17 protein-coding genes are annotated in these 20,160 nt (G+C 65.0%); 7 read left to right on the forward strand and 10 right to left on the reverse strand.

Annotation, left to right across the window (positions count from 1 at the left end; translation table 11 throughout):
- Positions 1 to 171: 171 nt before the first annotated feature.
- Complete coding sequence (locus tag DBO85_RS09965; protein WP_108107112.1) at positions 172 to 1,305, forward strand: PilT/PilU family type 4a pilus ATPase; 1,134 nt, start codon at positions 172 to 174, stop codon at positions 1,303 to 1,305.
- 138 nt (positions 1,306 to 1,443) lie between these two features.
- Here the strand turns inward: DBO85_RS09965 and DBO85_RS09970 are convergent, their stop codons facing one another.
- Positions 1,444 to 4,005, reverse strand: coding sequence for a TRAP transporter permease (locus tag DBO85_RS09970; RefSeq protein ID WP_108107113.1), 2,562 nt, complete (start codon positions 4,003 to 4,005; stop codon positions 1,444 to 1,446).
- Between the two features lie 306 nt (positions 4,006 to 4,311).
- Entirely contained in the window at positions 4,312 to 5,277 is a 966-nt protein-coding gene (locus tag DBO85_RS09975; protein WP_108107114.1) for a TAXI family TRAP transporter solute-binding subunit, read from the reverse strand.
- Positions 5,278 to 5,592: 315 nt separating this feature from the next.
- Between DBO85_RS09975 and DBO85_RS09980 the strand changes: the two genes are divergently transcribed.
- The 3 genes from DBO85_RS09980 (at position 5,593) to DBO85_RS09990 (ending at position 10,985) form a co-directional block, all read left to right on the forward strand.
- Positions 5,593 to 7,863: a putative bifunctional diguanylate cyclase/phosphodiesterase gene (locus DBO85_RS09980; protein WP_233356589.1), complete on the forward strand. Its 2,271-nt coding sequence runs from the start codon at positions 5,593 to 5,595 to the stop codon at positions 7,861 to 7,863.
- A 93-nt stretch (positions 7,864 to 7,956) separates the two neighbouring features.
- Entirely contained in the window at positions 7,957 to 9,858 is a 1,902-nt protein-coding gene (locus DBO85_RS09985; RefSeq protein WP_108107116.1) for a sensor domain-containing diguanylate cyclase, read from the forward strand.
- 92 nt (positions 9,859 to 9,950) lie between these two features.
- On the forward strand, positions 9,951 to 10,985 hold the full coding sequence (locus DBO85_RS09990; RefSeq protein ID WP_108107302.1) for a DUF5924 family protein: 1,035 nt from the start codon (positions 9,951 to 9,953) through the stop codon (positions 10,983 to 10,985).
- A gap of 258 nt (positions 10,986 to 11,243) precedes the next feature.
- On the opposite strand, the gene DBO85_RS09995 is transcribed toward DBO85_RS09990, so the two are convergent.
- A complete protein-coding gene (locus tag DBO85_RS09995) occupies positions 11,244 to 12,473 on the reverse strand; it encodes a nucleoside recognition domain-containing protein (RefSeq protein WP_108107117.1) in 1,230 nt (409 codons plus the stop codon).
- Positions 12,474 to 12,572: 99 nt separating this feature from the next.
- On the opposite strand from DBO85_RS09995, the gene wrbA reads away from it, so the two are divergent.
- On the forward strand, positions 12,573 to 13,169 hold the full coding sequence (wrbA, locus tag DBO85_RS10000) for an NAD(P)H:quinone oxidoreductase (protein ID WP_108107118.1): 597 nt from the start codon (positions 12,573 to 12,575) through the stop codon (positions 13,167 to 13,169).
- A 296-nt stretch (positions 13,170 to 13,465) separates the two neighbouring features.
- Here the strand turns inward: wrbA and DBO85_RS10005 are convergent, their stop codons facing one another.
- The 6 genes from DBO85_RS10005 to DBO85_RS10030 all read right to left on the reverse strand — a co-directional run bounded on the left by DBO85_RS10005 (position 13,466) and on the right by DBO85_RS10030 (position 15,977).
- The gene (locus tag DBO85_RS10005) at positions 13,466 to 13,912 is read right to left on the reverse strand and encodes an inhibitor of vertebrate lysozyme family protein (protein ID WP_146168202.1); all 447 of its coding nucleotides are present in this window, start codon (positions 13,910 to 13,912) and stop codon (positions 13,466 to 13,468) included.
- A gap of 9 nt (positions 13,913 to 13,921) precedes the next feature.
- Positions 13,922 to 14,086 carry a DUF1328 domain-containing protein gene (locus tag DBO85_RS10010; protein WP_108107120.1) on the reverse strand — a complete coding sequence of 55 codons (165 nt, stop codon included), beginning with the start codon at positions 14,084 to 14,086 and terminating at the stop codon, positions 13,922 to 13,924.
- A 133-nt stretch (positions 14,087 to 14,219) separates the two neighbouring features.
- Positions 14,220 to 14,402 carry a hypothetical protein gene (locus DBO85_RS10015; protein ID WP_108107121.1) on the reverse strand — a complete coding sequence of 61 codons (183 nt, stop codon included), beginning with the start codon at positions 14,400 to 14,402 and terminating at the stop codon, positions 14,220 to 14,222.
- A gap of 17 nt (positions 14,403 to 14,419) precedes the next feature.
- Positions 14,420 to 14,656, reverse strand: coding sequence for a hypothetical protein (locus DBO85_RS10020; RefSeq protein WP_146168203.1), 237 nt, complete (start codon positions 14,654 to 14,656; stop codon positions 14,420 to 14,422).
- 39 nt (positions 14,657 to 14,695) lie between these two features.
- Positions 14,696 to 15,130 (reverse strand): ferritin-like domain-containing protein, encoded by a 435-nt coding sequence (locus DBO85_RS10025; RefSeq protein ID WP_108107123.1) that lies wholly within the window; start codon positions 15,128 to 15,130, stop codon positions 14,696 to 14,698.
- A gap of 22 nt (positions 15,131 to 15,152) precedes the next feature.
- Entirely contained in the window at positions 15,153 to 15,977 is an 825-nt protein-coding gene (locus DBO85_RS10030) for a BON domain-containing protein (RefSeq protein ID WP_108107124.1), read from the reverse strand.
- Positions 15,978 to 16,191: 214 nt separating this feature from the next.
- On the opposite strand from DBO85_RS10030, the gene algB reads away from it, so the two are divergent.
- Together algB and DBO85_RS10040 are read left to right on the forward strand one after the other, a co-directional pair.
- Positions 16,192 to 17,538: a sigma-54-dependent response regulator transcription factor AlgB gene (gene algB, locus DBO85_RS10035; protein WP_108107125.1), complete on the forward strand. Its 1,347-nt coding sequence runs from the start codon at positions 16,192 to 16,194 to the stop codon at positions 17,536 to 17,538.
- Positions 17,539 to 17,548: 10 nt separating this feature from the next.
- Positions 17,549 to 19,324: an ATP-binding protein gene (locus DBO85_RS10040; protein ID WP_108107126.1), complete on the forward strand. Its 1,776-nt coding sequence runs from the start codon at positions 17,549 to 17,551 to the stop codon at positions 19,322 to 19,324.
- Between the two features lie 43 nt (positions 19,325 to 19,367).
- On the opposite strand, the gene DBO85_RS10045 is transcribed toward DBO85_RS10040, so the two are convergent.
- Positions 19,368 to 20,153 carry an N-acetylmuramoyl-L-alanine amidase gene (locus DBO85_RS10045; protein ID WP_108107127.1) on the reverse strand — a complete coding sequence of 262 codons (786 nt, stop codon included), beginning with the start codon at positions 20,151 to 20,153 and terminating at the stop codon, positions 19,368 to 19,370.
- Positions 20,154 to 20,160 lie beyond the last annotated feature (7 nt).

Below are 20,160 nucleotides of genomic sequence, written 5' to 3' on the forward strand. Positions count from 1 at the left end.
ACCGGCATTGTGCCCAAGCTTGGCGCGCTGCGGGTCGTGGACGGCAGAGAATTTTGCGGTGATGCTTACGCCCCTGTCCGCTCTGCCGTCCGTCGTCGGGCATGGCGCCAGGCCCCGGTCCGCTGCAGGACCGGCGCGCGACCCGATCGTTTCTACCAGGAGTCCAGTTCCATGTCCGAAGAGTCCACCCCCGCCTCCCCCGATCTGCGCGACCTGCTGAGCATGCTCGCCGAGAAGGGCGGCTCGGACATGTTCCTCACCGTCGGCGCGGTACCGCACATCAAGCTGGAGGGCCTGACCCAGCCGCTCCCGGCGCCCAAGCTGATGCCGGGGGCGGTCAAGCTGCTGGTCTACCCGATGATGAGCGAGGAGCAGATCCAGCAGTTCGAGCGCGAGCTGGAGCTGGATTTCGCCGTCGGCCTGGAGGGCGTCGGGCGTTTTCGCCTGAATGTCTACCTGCAGCGCGGCGAGGTGACCCTGGTCGCCCGCCACGTGCGCAGCACGGTGCCGACCCTGGCCGAGCTGGGCCTGCCCAAGGCACTGGAAAAGCTCTCCCTGCGCGACCGCGGGCTGATCCTGGTGGTCGGCGCGGCGGGCTCGGGCAAGTCGAGCACCATGGCGGCGATGATCGACCACCGCAACAGCAGCATCAGCGGCCATATCGTCTGCATCGAAGACCCGATCGAGTTCATCCACAAGCACAAGCGCTCGCTGGTCGACCAGCGCGAGGTCGGCCTGGATACCCACAGCTTCGAGGCCGCGCTGCGCAACGTGCTGCGCGAGGCGCCGGACGTGATCATGCTCGGCGAGGTGCGCGACAAGAACGGCATGGAACACGCGATGCACTACTCCGAAACCGGCCACCTGTGCATCGCCACCCTGCACGCCACCAGCAGCGTGCAGGCGATCGAGCGGATCGTGCACTTCTTCCCGGAGAACGCGCGCAAGCAGGTGCTCAATGACCTGTCACTGAACCTGGTGGCGATCGTTGCCCAGCGCCTGGTACCGGGCAAGAGCCAGCGCCGCGTGCTGGCCGCCGAACTGATGCTCGGCACGCCGCACCTGCGCGACCTGATCAAACGCGACGAACTGCACGAGATCAAGGAATCCATGGGGCGCGCCATCGAACAGGGCGTACAGACCTTCGACGAACACCTCTACCAGCACTTCGTCGCCGGCCGCATCACCCAGGAACAGGCGCTCAAGTTCGCCGACTCGCGCACCGACCTGAGCCTGAAGATCCGCCTGGAGCACAGCTTCGACGAGGACGACAGCACGTCCAAGTCCGGCGACGGGTTTTTCTGAGGTTTTTGCAGCGCCCTGTATGACTCCATGCAGGCTCCCTGCACGCCTTGCCATCCCTCATCCGCCGCTGCGCGGCACCTTCTCCCGGAGGGAGAAGGACCGCTGTGGGGCGACAGCGCGGCGTGGGGTTCGCGCCTGTCAGTGCGTTGCGTGGCGTCGGCGACGTTGCAGCATCCAGACCAGCGCGAACAGCGCCAGTGCCGGCAACCACATCCATTCCTTGGGCCAGCGGTCGGTAGGAGCGCGTACCAGCAGGACCTCCTGGTCGAACTCCAGCCCTGCCGACGCGGCCGGGCTGCCGAACGCCACGCTATCGATCAGCACCTTGCCATCCTCCTCGTAGAGTTCCAGGCCGAGTGCCTGCAGCTTCGCCGCGCCGCTTTCGGCCGCCGGCACCGGCAACAGCACGCTGAACTCGCGGGCGTCGCCCACGGCATCCTCACCGCGAATACGCAGGCGCAGCGGGCTGTCTTCCTCCACCGTCTCCAGCGCCTGGGCCATCTGCGCCGGCGGAACGTCCTGATAGGGATCGTGCAGCAGGTCCATCCAGAAGCCCGGACGGAACAGGCTGAAGGCGATCAGCAACAGCAGCACGCTCTCGTACCAGCGGCTGCGCACCAGCATGTAACCCTGGGTACCGGCGGCGAAGATCAGCATCGCCAGGGTCGCCACCACGAAGATCAGCAGGCCGTGCCAGAAATCGACATCGATCAGCAGCAGGTCGGTGTTGAAGATGAACAGGAACGGCAGCGCCGCCGTGCGCAGGCTGTAGTAGAACGCCGCTACACCGGTCTTGATCGGATCGCCCTTGGACACCGCGGCCGCCGCGAACGACGCCAGGCCCACCGGCGGCGTGACGTCGGCCATGATGCCGAAGTAGAAGACGAACAGATGCACCGCGATCAGCGGCACGATCAGGCCGTTCTGCTGCCCCAGCGCCACTATCACCGGCGCCAGCAGGCTGGAGACCACGATGTAGTTGGCGGTGGTGGGCAGGCCCATGCCGAGAATCAGGCTGAAGAACGCGGTGAGCAGCAACATCAGCAGCAGGTTGCCCATCGACAGGAACTCGACCAGGTCGGCCAGCACCAGGCCAACCCCGGTCTGCGACACCGCACCGACGATCACTCCGGCCGCCGCCGTGGCGATGCCGATGCCGATCATGTTGCGTGCGCCGGCGATAAGCCCCTCGCGCAGATCGATCAGACCGTCGACGAAGCGGCCGTGGGTCGCTCCGCCATCACCCCGCATCCAGCCAAGCAGCGGCCGCTGGCTCACCAGGATCAGCACCAGCATCACCGAGCCCCAGAAGGCCGATAGCCCCGGCGACAGGCGCTCGATCATCAGACACCAGACCAGCACCACCACCGGCAGCAGGAAATGCAGACCCGAGAGCAGCACGCTGCGGGTATGCGGCAGCTCGGTGAGCGGCGCATCGGGATCTTCCGCAGGCAACGGCGGATTGCTCGCGGCAATCTTCAGCAACCCCAGGTAGACGGCGGCCAGCAGCGCGGCGATGCCTGGCAGAGCGAACTCGCCGAGGGCCGGCTTGAGCCAGCCGAGACCGTAATAGACCGCCAGCGACAGCCCACTGATCAGCGCCGCGCCGAAGCAGAAACCGGCCAGGCGCAGCAGCCACGGGTGCGGCTTGCGCCGGCCGATGGGCTTGAGGCCAAGCTTGAGCGATTCCAGATGAACGATGTAAAGCAATGCGATGTAGGAAATCGCCGCCGGCAGGAACGCGTGCTTGATGATTTCGACATAGGGCAGACCTACGTACTCGACCATCAGGAAGGCCGCGGCCCCCATCACCGGAGGCATGATCTGGCCATTTACCGAGGAGGCGACTTCAACCGCGCCGGCCTTCTCGGCAGAAAAGCCGGTGCGCTTCATCATCGGAATGGTGAAGGTGCCGGTGGTCACTACGTTGGCGATCGACGAACCGGAGATCAGCCCGGTCATCCCCGACGCCACCACCGCAGCCTTAGCCGGGCCACCGCGGAAGTGCCCGAGCATGCTGAAGGCCAGCTGGATGAAATAGTGCCCGGCGCCGGCCCGTTCGAGCAGCGCGCCGAACAGTACGAAGAGAAAGACGAAGCTGGTGGAAACGCCGAGGGCGATGCCAAACACACCCTCGGTGGTGATCCACTGGTGGTTGGCCATCGCCGTGAAGCTGACCCCGCGGTGCGCCAGCATGCCCGGCATCCAGGGCCCGGCGAGGCTGTAGACGAGAAACAGCAGCGCGATGATCGCCAGCGGCGGACCGAGGGCGCGCCGGGTCGCCTCGAGCAGCAGCGGAATGCCGATGCAGGCGACCAGCAGATCCATGGTCGTCAGGCTGCCCGGCCGTTGCGCCAGCTGCTCGTAACAGACGAACAGATAGGCAGCGCTCGCCGCGGCAACCAGCGCCAGGAAGATGTCGCTCAGGGGAATGCGATCGCGCGGGGAACGGCGCAACGCCGGGAAGGTGAGGAACGCCAGCAGCAGCGCGAAGGCGAGGTGAATCGCCCGCGTCTCGGTGTCGTTGAGCACGCCGAAGCGCAGCAGGAACGGCAGCGGCGAGGCGATCCACAGCTGGAACATCGACCAGGCCAGGGCAATCGCGGCGATCACGTGCGCCGCGACACCGCCTGGAACCCGGGCACCGACGTCGAGGGCGATCAGTTCCTCGGCGGAAAGTTGTTGTTGCTTGTCTTGCATGGAGTGCACCTGAAAACGGAGCGAAAAGGCGAGGCGGGAATCCGGCTCCCGCGCGGCCGGCTAGCTTGCGCGCGCCTGGCCGGGCTTCTCAAGGATAGGTGCTGCGACACCTTGGCGCGTCCTGCGCGGCAAGGTGTCCCGGAGGGAACCGGTTGCTGCGCGATCCGCGGTTACCATCCTGCTACAGCACACCCTTGCGAAAAACGCCGACGGGAAACGCCCGGCGGCCACGCAGCCTGAGCTGCGCGACCGTTCCGGGCGTACTTCGGTGTCTTGGACCGGGCCGTCACGACAACGGCCACCGGGTCACAACCAGCCGCGTTCCTTGTAGTAGCGCTCGGCGCCTTCGTGCAGCGGCGCGCTGAGACCTACCTTGATCATGTCCTCGGCTTTCAGGTCCTTGAATGCCGGGTGCAGACGCTGGAAGCGCTCAAGGTTCTCGAATACCGACTTGACCAGCTGGTAGACCACTTCAGGATCGGTCTTGGCGCTGGTGGAGAGGACCGCCTTGCCGCCGATGGACGGGGTCACCTGGTCGTTGCCCTTGTACAGGCCAGCGGGAATCTCGGCCTTGGTGTAGTAGCTCTTCTCCGCCAGCAGCTTGTCGATCTCGGCGCCCTCGATCGGCACCAGCACGGCGTCGACGGTGGTGGTTGCTTCCTGGATCGCGCCGTTGGGATGGCCGACGAAGTAAGTCATCGCATCGATGTTGTTGTCGCCCAGGGCACTGGCCTGCTCGGCCGGCTTGAGTTCGGCGGCGAGGCGGAAGGCCGACTTGTCCCAGCCCTTGACCTGCATGATCTCGTCGAGGGTGTCGCGCTGGCCGGAGCCGGGGTTGCCGATGTTCACCCGCTTGCCCTTGAGATCGTCCAGGCTCTTAATGTTGGCGTCACGCCGCGCCAGGACGGTGAAGACTTCGCTCTGCAGCGAGAACACCGCACGGATGTCTTCCATCGCGCCGGCGCTCTTGAACGGCTCCAGGCCTTTCATCGCCTTGTACTGGTGATCGGACTGCATGATGCCGAAGTTGAACTCGCCGCTGCGGATGCCGTTGACGTTGGCCACGCCGCCGCCGCTGGCCGGCGCATTGCACTTCATGTTCTCCGCGTTGCGATTGACGAAGCGACAGATCGACTGTCCGGCGACGTAATAAACGCCCGTCTGGCCGCCGGTTCCGATGGTGACGAAACGCTCTGCAGCCTGAGCCGAGGTACCCGCGCCTGTGGCCAGAAATGCGGCCGACAGCGCCCATGCCAGGGATTTGCCTCTCATGGGGGTGTTCTCCTTGTTTTTTCCGCTGGGAAGGGGTCCGCCTGGTGGGCGGAGGAAAGGGAAGTCTAAACGCTCACGGACAATCTGCCCGCACCTTCGACCTTGGTCGATGAACAGCCGTTCCGCTGAAAGGCGCGACAGTCGCCCACGCCTGGCCCTGCATGCGCATTTCTGCGCTCGCCACCCGACCCAGATCAACGTCAGCGCGGTGCGCCGATGGCATCTTGCAGATACCTGCACGACAAGCTCGGCGAGGCCGCTGCGCGCTGGCTTCGCTAACGATCCGATCCATCAGCCAACATGGAAGGGCCCCGCGTGGACATCGATGAGGAACTGTCACGGCTGCTCACGCGCCTGCGCCTGGATCGCACCGAGATCGCCCGGCGCCTGCAGTTCCTGCAATGGAACGACACCGATGCCGCACGCCTGAATGCCGCGGCCGAACGCCTGGAGCCGGCTCACCGACTGTTCCTGCAGCGCTTCTACGAGCATCTGCAACGCTGCCACGATCTCGCCGGACTGATCGCCGACCCGGCTACGCTGCTGCGCCTGCAACATAGCCAGTACGATTATTACCAGCGCCTCTGGCAGGGCCCCTATGATCGCGACTACGTGCTTGATCGCCTGCGGGTCGGCTGGATCCATCAGCGGGTCGGCGTCGATACCCACTGGTACCTCGGCGCCTACCGGATGTATCTGGATGCGATGCTGCAGACACTGTTGGGCGAGCATCCGCAGGCGGACACCTACGCCAGCCTGCTGAAGGCGGTGTTCTTCGACATGGCGCTGGCCATCGACACCTACAACTTCGCGCAGAGCCGCGCCCTGGAGGAGAGCGAGGCGCGCTTCGCACGAGCCCTGCGCGGCGCCAATGACGGCATCTGGGAATGGCACGTCGAGCAGGATCGGCTGTACGTCTCGGAGCGCTGGGCGAGCATGCTCGGTCTGAGCCTGGAAAGCCTCGAGCAGAGCAGTGCGAGCTGGTTCTCACGGGTCCATCCGGACGATCTCCCCGACCTGCGCCGCGCCATCGAGGCCCATCTGCAGGGGCATACCGCCTCGCTGCGCCATGAGTACCGCATTCGCAACCGCGCCGATGCCTACATCTGGGTGCTGGTGCGCGCGGTGGCGGAGGTCGTGGGGCCCGGCCAGCACCGTATGGCCGGCTCGCAGAGCGATATCGGCCGCCGGCGCGCGGCGGTCGAGGAGCTGCGCCACGCGGCTCGCCATGATCCGCTGACCGGCCTGGCCAACCGCGCCCAGCTGGCCGAGCTGCTGAGCCAGGCGCTGAAGCGCCGCCAGCGCAGCGGCGCGCGCGAAACCGCCCTGCTGTTCATCGATCTGGACCGCTTCAAGCTGATCAACGACAGCCTCGGCCACGCCGCCGGCGACGAGGTACTGGTGGAGGTCGCCCGACGACTGCGCAACTGCCTGCGCCCCGGCGATCACCTGGCGCGTTTCGGCGGTGACGAATTCGTCGCCCTGCTCGACGACTTGGCCGTGGTCGGCGATGCCGAGCAGATCGCCCAGCGCATGCTCGACAGCCTGCGTCAGCCCCTGCACCTGCATCAGCAGACCCTGGTGATCAGTGCCAGCATCGGTATCGCGCCGCTGACTGACGAACCGGGCCTCGACCCGCTACAGGCCGCCGACCTCGCCCTCTACGACGCCAAGGCCGCCGGCAAGGCCCAGTTCGTTCGCTACAACGACGCACTGCAGAGCGCCGCTCAGCGCCGTCTGCAGCTGGAGAGCGCTCTCGGCCAGGCCCTCGGCCGAGCCGAATTCGAGCTGCACTATCAACCTATCTGCCGGCTCGCCCAGCGCCACGCCTACATCGTCGGGGTCGAGGCACTGCTGCGCTGGAATCACCACGGCGAGGTGATCTCGCCGGTGGAGTTCATTCCGGCGCTGGAGGAATCCGGCGAGATAGTCGCGGTGGGCGACTGGGTTCTACGCCAGGCCTGCCATCAGGTCAGGACCTGGCAACGTGCCGGCCAGCAGCGCCTGCGCTGCTCGGTGAACCTGTCGATTCGCCAGCTGCAGCGCAGCGACTTCGCGGCGCTGGTCGCCGAGGTACTGCAGGACAGTGGCCTGGCCGCGGCCGATCTGATTCTCGAGATCACCGAGTCGCAACTGATGCAGGACACCGCGCAGATCCTTGCCAGCCTGCGCGAGCTGGCCGAGCTCGGCGTGCGCCTGGCGCTGGACGACTTCGGCACCGGCTTTTCCTCCCTCGGCTATCTCAAGCGCTTTCCGCTGCACATCCTCAAGCTGGACAAGAGCTTCATCAGTGGCATTCCCGAGGACCCCGAGTCGCAGATCATCAGCCAGGCGATCATCGGCCTGGGGCGCAATCTCGGCCTGCAGGTGGTTGCCGAAGGAGTGGAGACCGCAGCGCACCTCGGCTTTCTGCGCGAGCAGGGCTGTGAGCTGGCCCAGGGTTACTGGTTCAGCCGGCCACGCCCGGCGGCGGGCCTGGAGCGTCTGTTTGACGGTGCCGACTGCTTCGAAGGTCTCTGGTGCCTGCTCGACGAACGCACGAACCAGCCACCTCCCGGACCGTCCCACCCGGACGCAGCAATCTGACGCCACCCCTGATGGCCCTGTGACAGCCCCGAACAAAGCTGCTATAGGTGAGGGGCTGCACCAGAACAAGTCCATATCGTGCGGATATCCTTGATGCGCCAACCCTTCAGCCTGATCCTCCTGCTGTTGCTGATCCTCTGCGGCGCCTCCCGGGCCGAATCGAGCATAGCGACGGACGACGTGCTGCCGTTGAGCCCGCAGCAACCGCTGCTAATCGGCATGAACGTCGAGTATCTGCTCGGCGAGCCGGATGCCAGCTTCGAGAGCATCGCCGCACGTCCGGCCAGCGACTGGCAGCGCAGCGCTCGTCCGACCCTGGGGCTGGGCGCCCAGCTGAAGGGCGTCTGGGTGCGCTTCGCAGTGCGCAATGACGCCTACCGCTACGGCAACTGGCAACTGGAGATCAAGTGGCCGATGCTGGATCGGGTCGAACTGCGTCAGCTTGACCCGCAAACCGGGATATGGAGCAACACCCAGGTCACGGGAGATCACATACCGCCCTCGCAACGCCCGCTGCAACATCGCTACCTGCTGCTGCCGCTGGAGCTACCCAGTGGGCAAGACAGCCACATCTACCTGCATGTGCGCTCGTCCGAGGCACTGGTGCTGCCGATGCAGCTGATGTCGGCGGAACAGCTGGCGGCGTCCGAGGGCAGGATCCTCACGCTGATGCACATGTTCTTCGGCGGCATGCTGGTGATGCTGCTGTACAACGCCAGTCTGTACATCTTCACCCGCGACCGCAGCTACATCTTCTACGTCTGCTATCTCACCTGCGCGCTGGGCTATGAGCTGGCAGTCAGCGGCATTGGTCACCAGTACGTCTGGGGCGAATGGCATTGGTTCGCGCCCAAGGCCTATTCGGCGTTTGCCAGCGCGACCTTCCTGTTATCGCTGATCTTCGGGCGGGTCTTCCTCAAGTTGCCGAAGTACGGCGGCTGGGTGCTGGCGCTGAACAGCTCGCTGATCACCTACTGGTCCGTCCTGCTCGCTTCGGTGCTGTTCTATCCGCCGGCTGCTCACTGGCTGTTGCCGGAGCTGATGCCCATCGTGGCCTGCATTGCGGGCTTCATCACCACCGGCTACCTGTGGTACCGCGGCAATATCTCGGCCAAGCTGTTCACCATCGCCTGGAGCGTGCTGATCATCGCCACCGTGGTGCACCTGCTGGCGCTCAACGGCGCCCTGCCGCTGACCACCTTCACCCTCGGCGCGCAGATGATCGGCGTGTTCTTCGAGTTCGTGATGCTCTCCATCGCGCTGGCCGAACGGATCAACCGCGAACGCGCCGAGCGGGTCGAGGCGCAGACCAACCTGCTGCTGTCCACCCGCACCCTGGCCCACGAGCGCGAGGAAAAACTGCGCGCCCAGCAGCAGATACTCGACCTGCAGCGCGCCGCCAACGAAGAACTGGAAGCCCGTGTGCGCGAACGCACCCTGGATCTGGAAAACGCCAAGCAGGAACTGGAGCTGGCCAACCGCGAACTGGCCGCGCTGAGCATTACCGATCCGCTGACCAAACTGCACAACCGCCGCCACTTCGATAGCGTGATCGCCGAGGAAGTGGCGCGCTCCAAGCGCATCGGCAGCCCACTGTCGGTGCTGATGCTCGACATCGACCATTTCAAGAGGGTCAACGACACCTACGGCCACCCCTTCGGTGACGAGTGTCTGCGCCAGGTCGCCGACGTGATTATGAAAAACGCCCAGCGCGCCGGTGATCTGGCCGCCCGCTATGGTGGCGAGGAATTCATCCTCGCCCTGCCGGCCACCGACATCGAGCACGCAGCCCTGGTGGCGGAGAACATTCGCGCCGGCATCGAGACCATTGAGGTCCATCACGAAGGGCAGCGCGTGCCGCTGACCATGAGCATCGGCGTTGCCAGCCTGGTGTTCGGGCGTCAGGACGACATCACCTGGCTGATCGGCTGTGCCGATGCGGCGCTCTACCGTGCCAAGCGCAACGGTCGCAACCAGATCGCCACCCATGCCTGACGCCGGCCCAGGGTGCTGAACTTGCGTCCGGCGCGCGGGTCACTGGAACGATTGCCCGCCCGCCACCTTCACGAAGACCCACGCTCTTGACCCTGTCGCCCGTCCACCGCTCTGCAACTCTCTGGCGGGATCGTCTGCGCCGCCTGCTCGAACTGGCCCAGCGCTACCCTGGCCTGATCGCCGCCTTCGGTTTCATCTCCGGCGTCGCCAGCTTTCTGCTGGTGGAACGGCACGAAAGCCTGGCCAAGGTCATCGCCCTGGTGATGCTCGCCAGCTGGGTCTGGCTGGTGCTGGAGAACCTGCTGCGCAAGAGCCTCTCGCGCTGGCTGGGGATACGTATCCCTCGCGTCCTGCTGCGCTATCTGACCCAACTGGTGCATCAGGAAAGCCTGTTCTTCGTGCTGCCGTTCTTCGCCATCACCACCGCCTGGAACAGCGGCCAGGCATTGTTCACCGGACTGCTCGGGGTCGCCGCGCTGGTCTCGATCATCGACCCGCTGTACTACCGCTGGCTGGCGCGGCGGCGCTGGCTGTACCTCGCCTACCATGGCGTCACCCTGTTTGCGGTGGCACTGACCGCCCTGCCGATCATCCTGCGCCTGAGCACCGCGCAGAGCTATCCGCTGGCGCTGGGCATCGCCGTGCTGCTGTCCTTCCCCAGCCTCAGCGGCCTGCTCCAGGTAAGGCGTTGGTGGCGCGGCCTGGCACTCTGCGGCCTGGCGCTGCTACTGGGCGGCAGCGGCTGGCTGGTGCGCTCGTGGGTGCCGCCAGCGACCCTGTGGATGACCGAGATGGCAGTGGCCAGCGAGCTGGACGACCGCAACCGGGCGCCTGGTCGCTCGCTCGGCGAGATCAGCCTGGCCGACCTGCACAGGAACGGACTGTTCGCCTATACCGCGATCAGCGCACCGCGTGGCCTGAACGAACGCATCTATCACGTCTGGCGCCGCAACGGCGTGGAGATCGACCGCATTCCCCTGGACATCCGCGGCGGGCGCAAGGCCGGCTACCGGGCCTGGAGCCACAAGCTGCGCTTCCCCGAGGATGCTACCGGTCGCTGGCAGGTGCGTGTCGTCACCGAGGCGGGACAGATGATCGGAACACTGCGTTTTCGTGTTCATGAGTGACCGAGAGGAAAGTCGACCAAAGGTCGGGGTTTAGCGAGAAGTCGTCTGGACGACGTGCTGTCTCAATGCCACTATCCGCACAAAAGCTGTACAGCTTTTGGTTTATGTACAGCTTTTGCCGAACAGGAAGTTTCTTCTCCAACCCCGCAGTGGGTGTTCCAACACTTGGCCTCTGGCCGGAGCCGCGATGGAGGCTGGGTATCGATTGATACCGCCGTTTCAGCCTCATCGCTCAAGCATTTCTCCATTACGCGGCCTTCAGCCGAAGAACCAGTAGCAGACCGCGATGGCTGCCAGCACCCCGCTGAATTCTGCCAGCAGCGCGCAGCCCACCGCATGGCGGGCGCGCTGGATGCCCACAGCGCCGAAATACACCGCCAGCACGTAGAAGGTGGTCTCGGTGCTGCCCTGAATGGTCGCCGCCAGCAGCCCGGCGAAGCTGTCCGGGCCGTAGGTCTGCATGGTTTCGATCATCATCGCCCGCGCCGCGCTACCGGAGAACGGCTTGACCATCGCGGTCGGCAGGGCGTCGACGAAGCGGGTATCCCAACCCAGCCATTCGGCCATCCAGCGGATGCCCTCAAGGCCGAAATCCAGCGCGCCCGAGGCACGCAGAACACCGATGGCGCAGAGCATCGCGACCAGGTAGGGCAACAGGCTCTTCGCCACCTCGAAACCTTCCTTGGCCCCGTCGATGAAACATTCGTACACCGGCACCCGGCGCAGGGCACCCAGCAGGAGGAACAGCACTATCACGCCGAACAGCACCAGGTTGCCGAGCAAGCCGGAAAGCGCGGTCAGGGCGGCCGCCGAGAGCCCGGCCAGGGTACCGATGAACAACCCCAGCAAAAGCGCACCACCGCCGAGATAGGCGAGCACCACCGGGTCCCACAGGCGCAGGCGCTGGACGATGGCGACCGACAGCAGGCCGGCCAGGGTCGACGCCGTGGTGGCGAGCAGGATCGGCAGGAAGACCATCGCCGGATCCTGGGCACCGGCCTCGGCGCGAAACATGAAGATGGTTACCGGCAGCAGCGTCAGCGAGGAGGCGTTGAGCACCAGAAAGAGGATCTGCGCGTTGCTCGCCACAGTCGCGCTCGGGTTCAGCTCCTGCAGCGCGCGCATGGCCTTGAGGCCGATCGGTGTGGCGGCATTGTCCAGGCCCAGGCCGTTGGCAGCGAAGTTCATGGTGATCAGCCCCAGCGCCGGATGGCCGCGCGGTACCTCCGGCATCAATCGGGCGAACAGGGGGCCCAGCAGGCGCGCCAGCAGCGCGACCAGACCGGCCTTCTCGGCGATACGCAGCAGGCCCAGCCAGAGCGTCAGCGTGCCGAACAGCAGGATCATCAGATCGACCGAGGTCTTCGCCATGGTGAACAGGCTTTTGACCAGCGCCTCGAACACATCCGCCTCGCCACCAATCAGCCAGCGCGCCAGGGCGGCCACTGCCGCCACCAGGAAGAAGCCCAGCCAGAGGCCGTTGAGCATGTCGTTCTCCTTGTAGAGGCGGGGATGATAGCGGCCCGGGCACGAGACGGTCATCCCGATGGTCTACCTTGCTTCTGAACCCACCCACGGAGAGAGGCAATGAAGAAGATCCTGGTGCTCTACTACTCGATGTATGGCCACGTCGAACGCATGGCTGAAGCGGTCGCCGACGGCGCAAGAACGGTCGAGGGCGTGGAGGTGACGCTCAAGCGCGTGCCGGAAACCATGCCCGAAGAGATTGCCCGCAAGGCCGGCGCCCACCTCGACCAAGCGGCGCCCGTGGCCAGCCCGACAGAACTGGCGGACTACGATGCGATCCTGTTCGGCACACCGACCCGGTTCGGCAACATGAGCGCGCAGATGCGCAGTTTCCTCGATCAGACCGGAGGTCTCTGGGCCAAGGGCGCGCTGGTCGGCAAGCTGGGCAGCGTGTTCACGTCCACCGGCACCGGCGGCGGCGCGGAAACCACCATCACCTCCTTCTGGCACACCCTGGTGCACCACGGAATGCTGATCAGCGGCCTGCCCTATGCAGTGCCCGAGCTGAGCCAGATCGATGAGGTGCGCGGTGGCTCGCCCTATGGCGCAGCAACCTTGGCCGGGCCCGACGGCTCACGGCAGCCGACTGAAAAAGAGCTGAAACTGGCTCGTTTCCAGGGCGCTCATGTCGCAGGGCTGTGCGCTCGGATGAGCTGAAAAGGCTTGGGTAGCAGGAGGGTTGTTCATTTCGCGAGCGGCAGTGTCGAAGCAAGGCTCGACTGCCGGGATTGGACGAGGTGAATGGCAGCGTCATCGACGATGTTTCTGCAGGGCTGTAACCCGGAAGGCGACACACGCCAACCAGGTTGCAGTCCGTCCCGATCCGACCCGCTTGCGCGGAGGCACCCCCTCTGCCCCTGGAGCACGCCTGGCGGCGTATCCCGATCCCCTGATCGGAGCCCGCGTCAGCGAGCTCGTTGGTCCAGTAAGGACCAGCGCCTGCGCGCTGATCCTCAATACCAATCCGCTTCCTGCGCCAGCTGCTCCTGCAGCACCTGCTGCAACAGCGCATCGGGCTCACCCAGCCAGCGCAGCGTGGCATACCGACTCGGCGCCCGGTCGGCCGGCATGGCCTCCGGCAACCGCACGTAAAGGGCATGCGCCTGATCCTTGTCCCAGTCCACCAGGACGAAAAGGCGCTCGCCGGAACAGCGCTCCGGCTCGCACAGCTTGCCGAACAGGTAACGCTTGCCGTCGGCCTCCAGGGCCTGCATCGGGAAGCTCTGTCCGTCAAGATTGATGATCCATTCCGGGAGTCGTTCCTCGGCCTGCATCAGCTGTTGCCAGGAGCGGCGAAACTCCTCGTTGGCCAGCAGCGTGCGCAGGTCGACCGCTTCAGCGGCGCTCACCGCCGAGCTGGCGATAGCCAGCCAGGCGGCGATCATCCATTGAGGCAACACGAATGTCTCCTACAAGCGACCGCGACGGCCGAAGATGAGGGAAGCCACGAACAGCACCAGGAACACCACGAAGAGGATCTTGGCGATCCCGGCTGCGGTACCCGCGATGCCGCCAAAGCCCAGTACTGCAGCAATGATGGCGATGATCAGGAATGTAATGGCCCAACTAAGCATGATTGCTCTCCTCTTTCTTGTTCGGGAAGGCCGTCAGGCCTCCCGCTCGGAGTGACACAGCGACTGCATGCGCCTCTCGTCTCCGGCGACCGCCGGGAGCTCGTTACGACCGCGCTCGCGCGACCGTGATAATTCAGTGGCTTTCCGTGGCGGGCTGGCGCAGCTGCCAGTCATGCCGTACGACGTCTGACGTCATTTCCGCAGCGATCTCCCCGGTCTGGCGACAACCGGCAAGCATCTGCCCGATGAGGCAGGTGCAGCCCAGCGCCACCATCAGCAACAGTCCCAGACCCAGCAATGCGAATACGATCAACATGATTTCTTCCTCCGTCCTCAGAAGACCCAGCGCTGCACGGGCGCGCTGCGCTCCACCCACCCGCTCGCCGGCTCCAGGGAAAGAGCTGGCAGTGCCCACTCACCCAGCGACTGCTCAACCGTCACTGCACGCGCACCTGACCCCGGACCTTCGCCGGCAGGGCTATGCCCCGCCATCAGCAACATTCCGCTGACCATGCCGGTCAGCAGCAGCGCCCGACCAAGGGGCTGGATCATTGCGCGAGATGGGTTCATGTCGATCACCTGCCGTGTGGTTGCGGAAAGCCCTGAGGCTTACTGCATGCTGCGTTTGAGTTCATGCATGCGCGCGTGGCTGGCGCGCAGGCGCGGAAGTTCGGCGTTCAGCACCGCCAGCATCTCGCTGTCGGCATCCTGCAGCGCATCTTCGAAGGTCTGCAGGATGCGCTCCTCGGCCAGATCCAGCTGAGCCACGTAGGTAGCCGCCTGATCACGCGAGAAGTTGGCCCGGGTGTCCGCGTAAACCTCGCGCAGGGCGCCGGAAAGCGTGCCGCCCTGGGCCGGCTGTTCCTGATGGGCGGCGACCTGCATGGCCAACGCCTGGATCACCTGGCTCTTGACCTCGGCCATCTCGCCGAACAGCACCTGCAGACTCGGCTCGCGAACCTGCTCGGCCGCATGACGGTAGAAACGCTCACCGTCACGAGTGACTTCGATCAGTTCATTCAGGCGGGCGGTCTTGCTGCTCATGGCTGTTCTCCGGAACCTCTGGTTACTGGACCTGAACCGCGTCGGCATCCACGCCTCGCACACCACGGATGTTGCGCGCGGTCTCTATCGCGAGATCCTTCTGCGCGGCGCTGGGAACCTGGCCGGCGAGGCGGACCATGCCGTTTTCGGTGCTGACGTCGATCTTCAGGCCATCGAGGTTGTTGCTGACCAGATAGCTGGCCTTGACCTTGCTGGTGATCCAGCCGTCGCTGATGGCCGCCCCGGCCTGGTCGGCGCTGTCTTGCGCCTTGGCCGCGGTGGAGCTGGTTGTACTGATGCTGAGCAGGTTGTTGACGTCGCTGACGCCATCGGTGTTGGCCGCCAGACGTCCGGCCAGCTCCTTGGCTTCCGCGCTGCGCGCCTCACCCTTGAGGGTGACCACGCCGGCGCGGGTGTCGACGTTCACATCCATGCCTTCGGTATTGCTGTTCCACAGCAGCTTGGATTTGATCGTCGCAGTCAGGGTCGCATCCTCGATGCGCTGGGCCAGATCGCGCTCACTGCCGGCTTCGCGCGGCTTGGTCGCAGGATCGACCTTCAGGCGGTTGTCGACCTTCTCGATGCCGTCGATGCCGAGGGCAACCTGCTCGGCAAGATCGCGGTCGATATCGCTCTCGACGCTGCCACTGAGAATCGCAGTGCCGTTCTCGACATCCACATCGATGGTGAAAGGATTGAGGTGGCGGTTGAGGGTGATGGCGGTCCAGATGGAGCCTTCCTGACGCGCCTCGCGCAAGTCGGCCGAATCGGCCGAGGCAGTCAACGGCATTCCGCCGAGCAGCAGCGCAGTGGTGGTGGCCAAGGCCAAGGACTTCAAATGGTGCATGCCTGTCTCCGTTCGTCGCAAGTGATGACGGGGGAGACTTTCGCAAGGCCTGTGCCAGCTTTTCATTCGATTTTTTATCTTTATTTTTCAGATACTTATGACATATGAGCGCGATCGTTCTGCATGCACGCTGCAGGATGGGTTCAAATGCACATTGCAACTTGCACGACTTTTCCCTGACTAAGGGTGGCTATCGATCAACCACGGAGAAGCAATGGACACCACAACGGAGCATCAGGGCCGCATTCTGCTGGTGGACGACGAGTCCGCCATCCTGCGTACTTTCCGCTATTGCCTCGAGGACGCCGGTTACAACGTTTTCACCGCCGGCAGCGCGGCGCAGGCCGAAGCGCTGCTGCTGCGCCAGGTTTTCGACCTGTGTTTTCTCGATCTGCGCCTGGGAGAGGACAGTGGCCTCGACCTGCTCGCGCAGATGCGTCTGCAGGCCCCCTGGATGCGCGTGGTGATAGTCACCGCCCATTCCGCGATCGACACCGCCGTCGATGCGATGCAGGCCGGGGCCGCCGACTATCTGGTCAAGCCCTGCAGCCCTGATCAGCTGCGCATGGCCGCCAGCAAGCAACTGGAAATCCGCCAGCTGGCGGCCCGCCTGGAGGCGCTGGAAGGCGAGGTCAGCAAGCCCAACGATGGTCTTGAATCGCACAGTCCGGCGATGATGGCGGTGCTGGAGACCGCAAGACAGGTGGCCGGTACCGACGCCAACATCCTCATTCTTGGCGAGTCGGGCACCGGCAAGGGCGAACTGGCGCGCGCCATCCACGGCTGGAGCCGCCGAGCGCGCAAGGGCTGCGTAACCATCAACTGTCCCTCGCTGACTGCCGAGCTGATGGAAAGCGAACTCTTCGGCCACAGCCGTGGGGCCTTCACCGGCGCCACCGAAAGCACCCTGGGCCGAGTCAATCAGGCCGATGGCGGCACCCTGTTCCTCGACGAAATCGGCGACTTCCCCCTGACGCTCCAGCCCAAGCTGCTGCGCTTCATCCAGGACAAGGAATATGAAAGGGTCGGTGACCCGGTGACCCGGCGCGCGGACGTTCGCATCCTCGCGGCCACCAACCTGAACCTGGACGAGATGGTCCGCGAGGGCCGCTTCCGCGAAGACCTGCTCTATCGCCTCAACGTCATTACCCTGAAGCTGCCGCCACTGCGCGAGCGTGGCGAAGACATCCTCGAGCTGGCCGAGCGTTTTCTCGCCCGCTTCGTCAAGGAATACGCGCGTCCTGCGCGGGCGTTCAGCGACCAGGCGCGCAGCGCCCTGCTGGCCTATCACTGGCCGGGCAACATCCGCGAGCTGCGCAACGTGATCGAGCGGGCGAGCATCATCTGTGCCCAGGCGGAGATCGAAACCAGTCATCTGGGCTTCGGCGAACAACCCACCGGCAACAATCCGCGGGTCGGTGCACAACTGAGCCTCGAGGAACTGGAAAAGGCCCATATCAGCGCCGTCCTGGCTGGCTCGGACACCCTGGAATCTGCAGCGCGGACGCTCGGTATCGACAGCTCGACGCTCTATCGAAAACGCAAGCACTACAACCTGTGAGGCGTGCTGGATGAAACTGCGCACCCGGCTGTTCTTCAGCTTCGCCGCCCTGATCACGGTCGCGCTGCTCGGCCTGTTGCTGGGGCTGATCAGCGTACGGCAGATCGTCAACGCCCAGCAGCTGGTACAGAGCCATCACTTCCAGGTGATCGAGTCCAGCCAGCAGATGCGCCAGAGCCTGGGCAACCAGCTCGCCGCGCTGCTCGAGCAACCTTACGATCCGGCAGCATTGCGCGCCGCCCAGGACGTCTTCGAGCGGCATCTTGACCATGCCGAGGCTACCTTCAGGGACCCCTACACCCGTGGGCGCTTCGAGGAGATCCGCAACAACTACATGATCTACTCGGCGATAGCCGTCCGTCCTGCTGCTCAGCCCCGCAGCCTTCGCACCGAGAACGAGTTCAGCCTTTCTTTCCGCGCCGTACGCGATGCACTGGTGCAGTTGCAGGAGCAATCCCTGTCCAGCGTGCGCGAGGCCAACACCGCCAGTCACGAGCAGGCGGTACTGATCGGCAGCCTGATCGGGCTGGTCGGGTTGGCAGTTCTGCTGATCGGCTTTGTCACCGCCAACAGCCTGGCACGCCGCTTCGGCCAGCCTATCGAAGCGCTCGCGGAGGCATCCGACCGCATCGGGCGGGGTGACTTCGACGTCGCCCTGCCGCTCTCGCCGATCTCCGAGCTGTCCTCACTGAGCCGCCGTTTCGGCCTGATGGCCGAGTCTCTGCGCCAGTTCAAGTCCACCGATGTCGAGGCGCTCGCGGCCGGTCAGCGGCGCCTGCAGGCGGTGCTCGACAGCATCGACGATGGTCTGCTGATCCTTGATCGCCAGGGCCGGCTGGAACACATCAACCCGGTCGCCCAGCGCCAGCTCGGCTGGGATGAACGCAATCTCGGGGAAACCCTAGGGGAAGCGCTGCAGCAACCGGAGCTGGACGTCCAGTTGCAGCTGGTGCTGCATGGCGGCTTTCTCGAGCAGGCGCCGGAGGACCTGTCGATCGGCGCCCAGGGCGAGACACGCCTGCTCGCCTACAGTCTGACGCCGGTGATTCACGCTCAGGGTCACATCGTTGGCGCCGTCATGGTGCTGCGCGACGTCACCGAGCAACGTGCCTTCGAGCGCCTGCGCAGCGAGTTCGTGCTGCGCGCCTCGCATGAGCTGCGTACGCCGGTTACCGGCATGCATATGGCCTTCGGCCTGCTGCGTGAGCGACTTGTTCTGCAACCGAACTCCCGCGAGCTGGACCTTGTCGGCACCGTGGAGGAGGAGATGCAGCGATTGGTCAGGCTGATCAACGATCTGCTGAATTTCTCCCGCTACCAGAACGGCATGCAAAAGCTCGATCTGGTTCCCTGCGACCTGCCCGAGCTGCTTGATCAGGCGCATCAGCGCTTCGCCGAGCAGGCCAAGGAACAAGGCGTGATCATCGAGTGCGAGGTGCAGACGCCGCTACCCCGCCTGCAGCTGGACCCGGGCCAGATCACCCGGGTCCTCGACAATCTGCTCGACAATGCGCTGCGCCACAGCAAGGCCGGCGGCCGAATCCGTCTGCAGGCGCGACGCCATGGCGAGCGGGTGATTCTAAGCGTCGAGGACAACGGTGAAGGCATCGCCTTTGGCCAGCAGCTGCGCATCTTCGAACCCTTCGTGCAGGTGGGCCGCAAGAAGGGTGGCGCCGGTCTCGGCCTGGCCTTGTGCAAGGAAATCGTGCAATTGCACGGCGGGCGCATCGGCGTGTATTCCCGCCCGGGCCAGGGCACCCAGTTCTACTTCGCCCTGCCACTGTGACTGCCGGGCGCCACCGAGCGCCCAGCAGCCTCCCGGCGACCGACTACTGGAGCGACGCGTTGAGCACCTCCAGCAGCGCCGCGCTTTCGGCGTCCGGCAGCCCATCGTGGCGCTGCGGGCGATACTTCATCTGAAATGCCGCCAAGACATTGCGGGTGGCGTCATCCCACTCCCCGTGCATCGGTACCCGGTAGCCGACCCGCCCCAATTGCACCTGGAACCAGGCCGCGTCGGGCAGTTGCTGCGCGTGACGCGCACGCGCTTGCAGCACCGCCGCCTCATCCGGCCAGCGAATCAGCCCGGCCTCCGCCAGGCGCTGCCAGGGGAACAGCGGACCCGGATCGACCTTGCGCTGCGGTGCCACATCGCTATGACCGATGACAGAGTCCGGCGGCAACTGGTGGCGCTTGACCAGATCTTCCAGCAGCGTGATCAGCAGATTGATCTGCGCCGGTGAATAAGGCTGCCATTCGCGGCTGCCGTCGGCGAGCGTGCGATAGCCTGGGTGAACGATCTCGACGCCGATACTGCTGGCGTTCAGCCAGGTACGGCCTTGCCACTCGCTCTCTCCGGCGTGCCAGGATCGCCGCTCCTCGTCCACCAGGCGGTAGATGATCGGCGCAGGCTGATCACCGATGAGGTAGTGACTGCTGACATCCGGACCGGTCAGCAGCGCCAGCGAGTGCGCCAGATCGGTCGAGGTGTAGTGCAGAACGATGTATTGCACGCGACTGCTCTGCCCTTGCGACAGGTAGTCGGTATTGATTGACAGGCGGTCGGCGCAGCCGGCAAGGGCCAACAGGACGACCAGTAGAAGGGCTGATTTCATGACGATG

Source organism: Pseudomonas mangrovi (assembly GCF_003052585.1).
GTDB lineage: Bacteria > Pseudomonadota > Gammaproteobacteria > Pseudomonadales > Pseudomonadaceae > Aquipseudomonas > Aquipseudomonas mangrovi.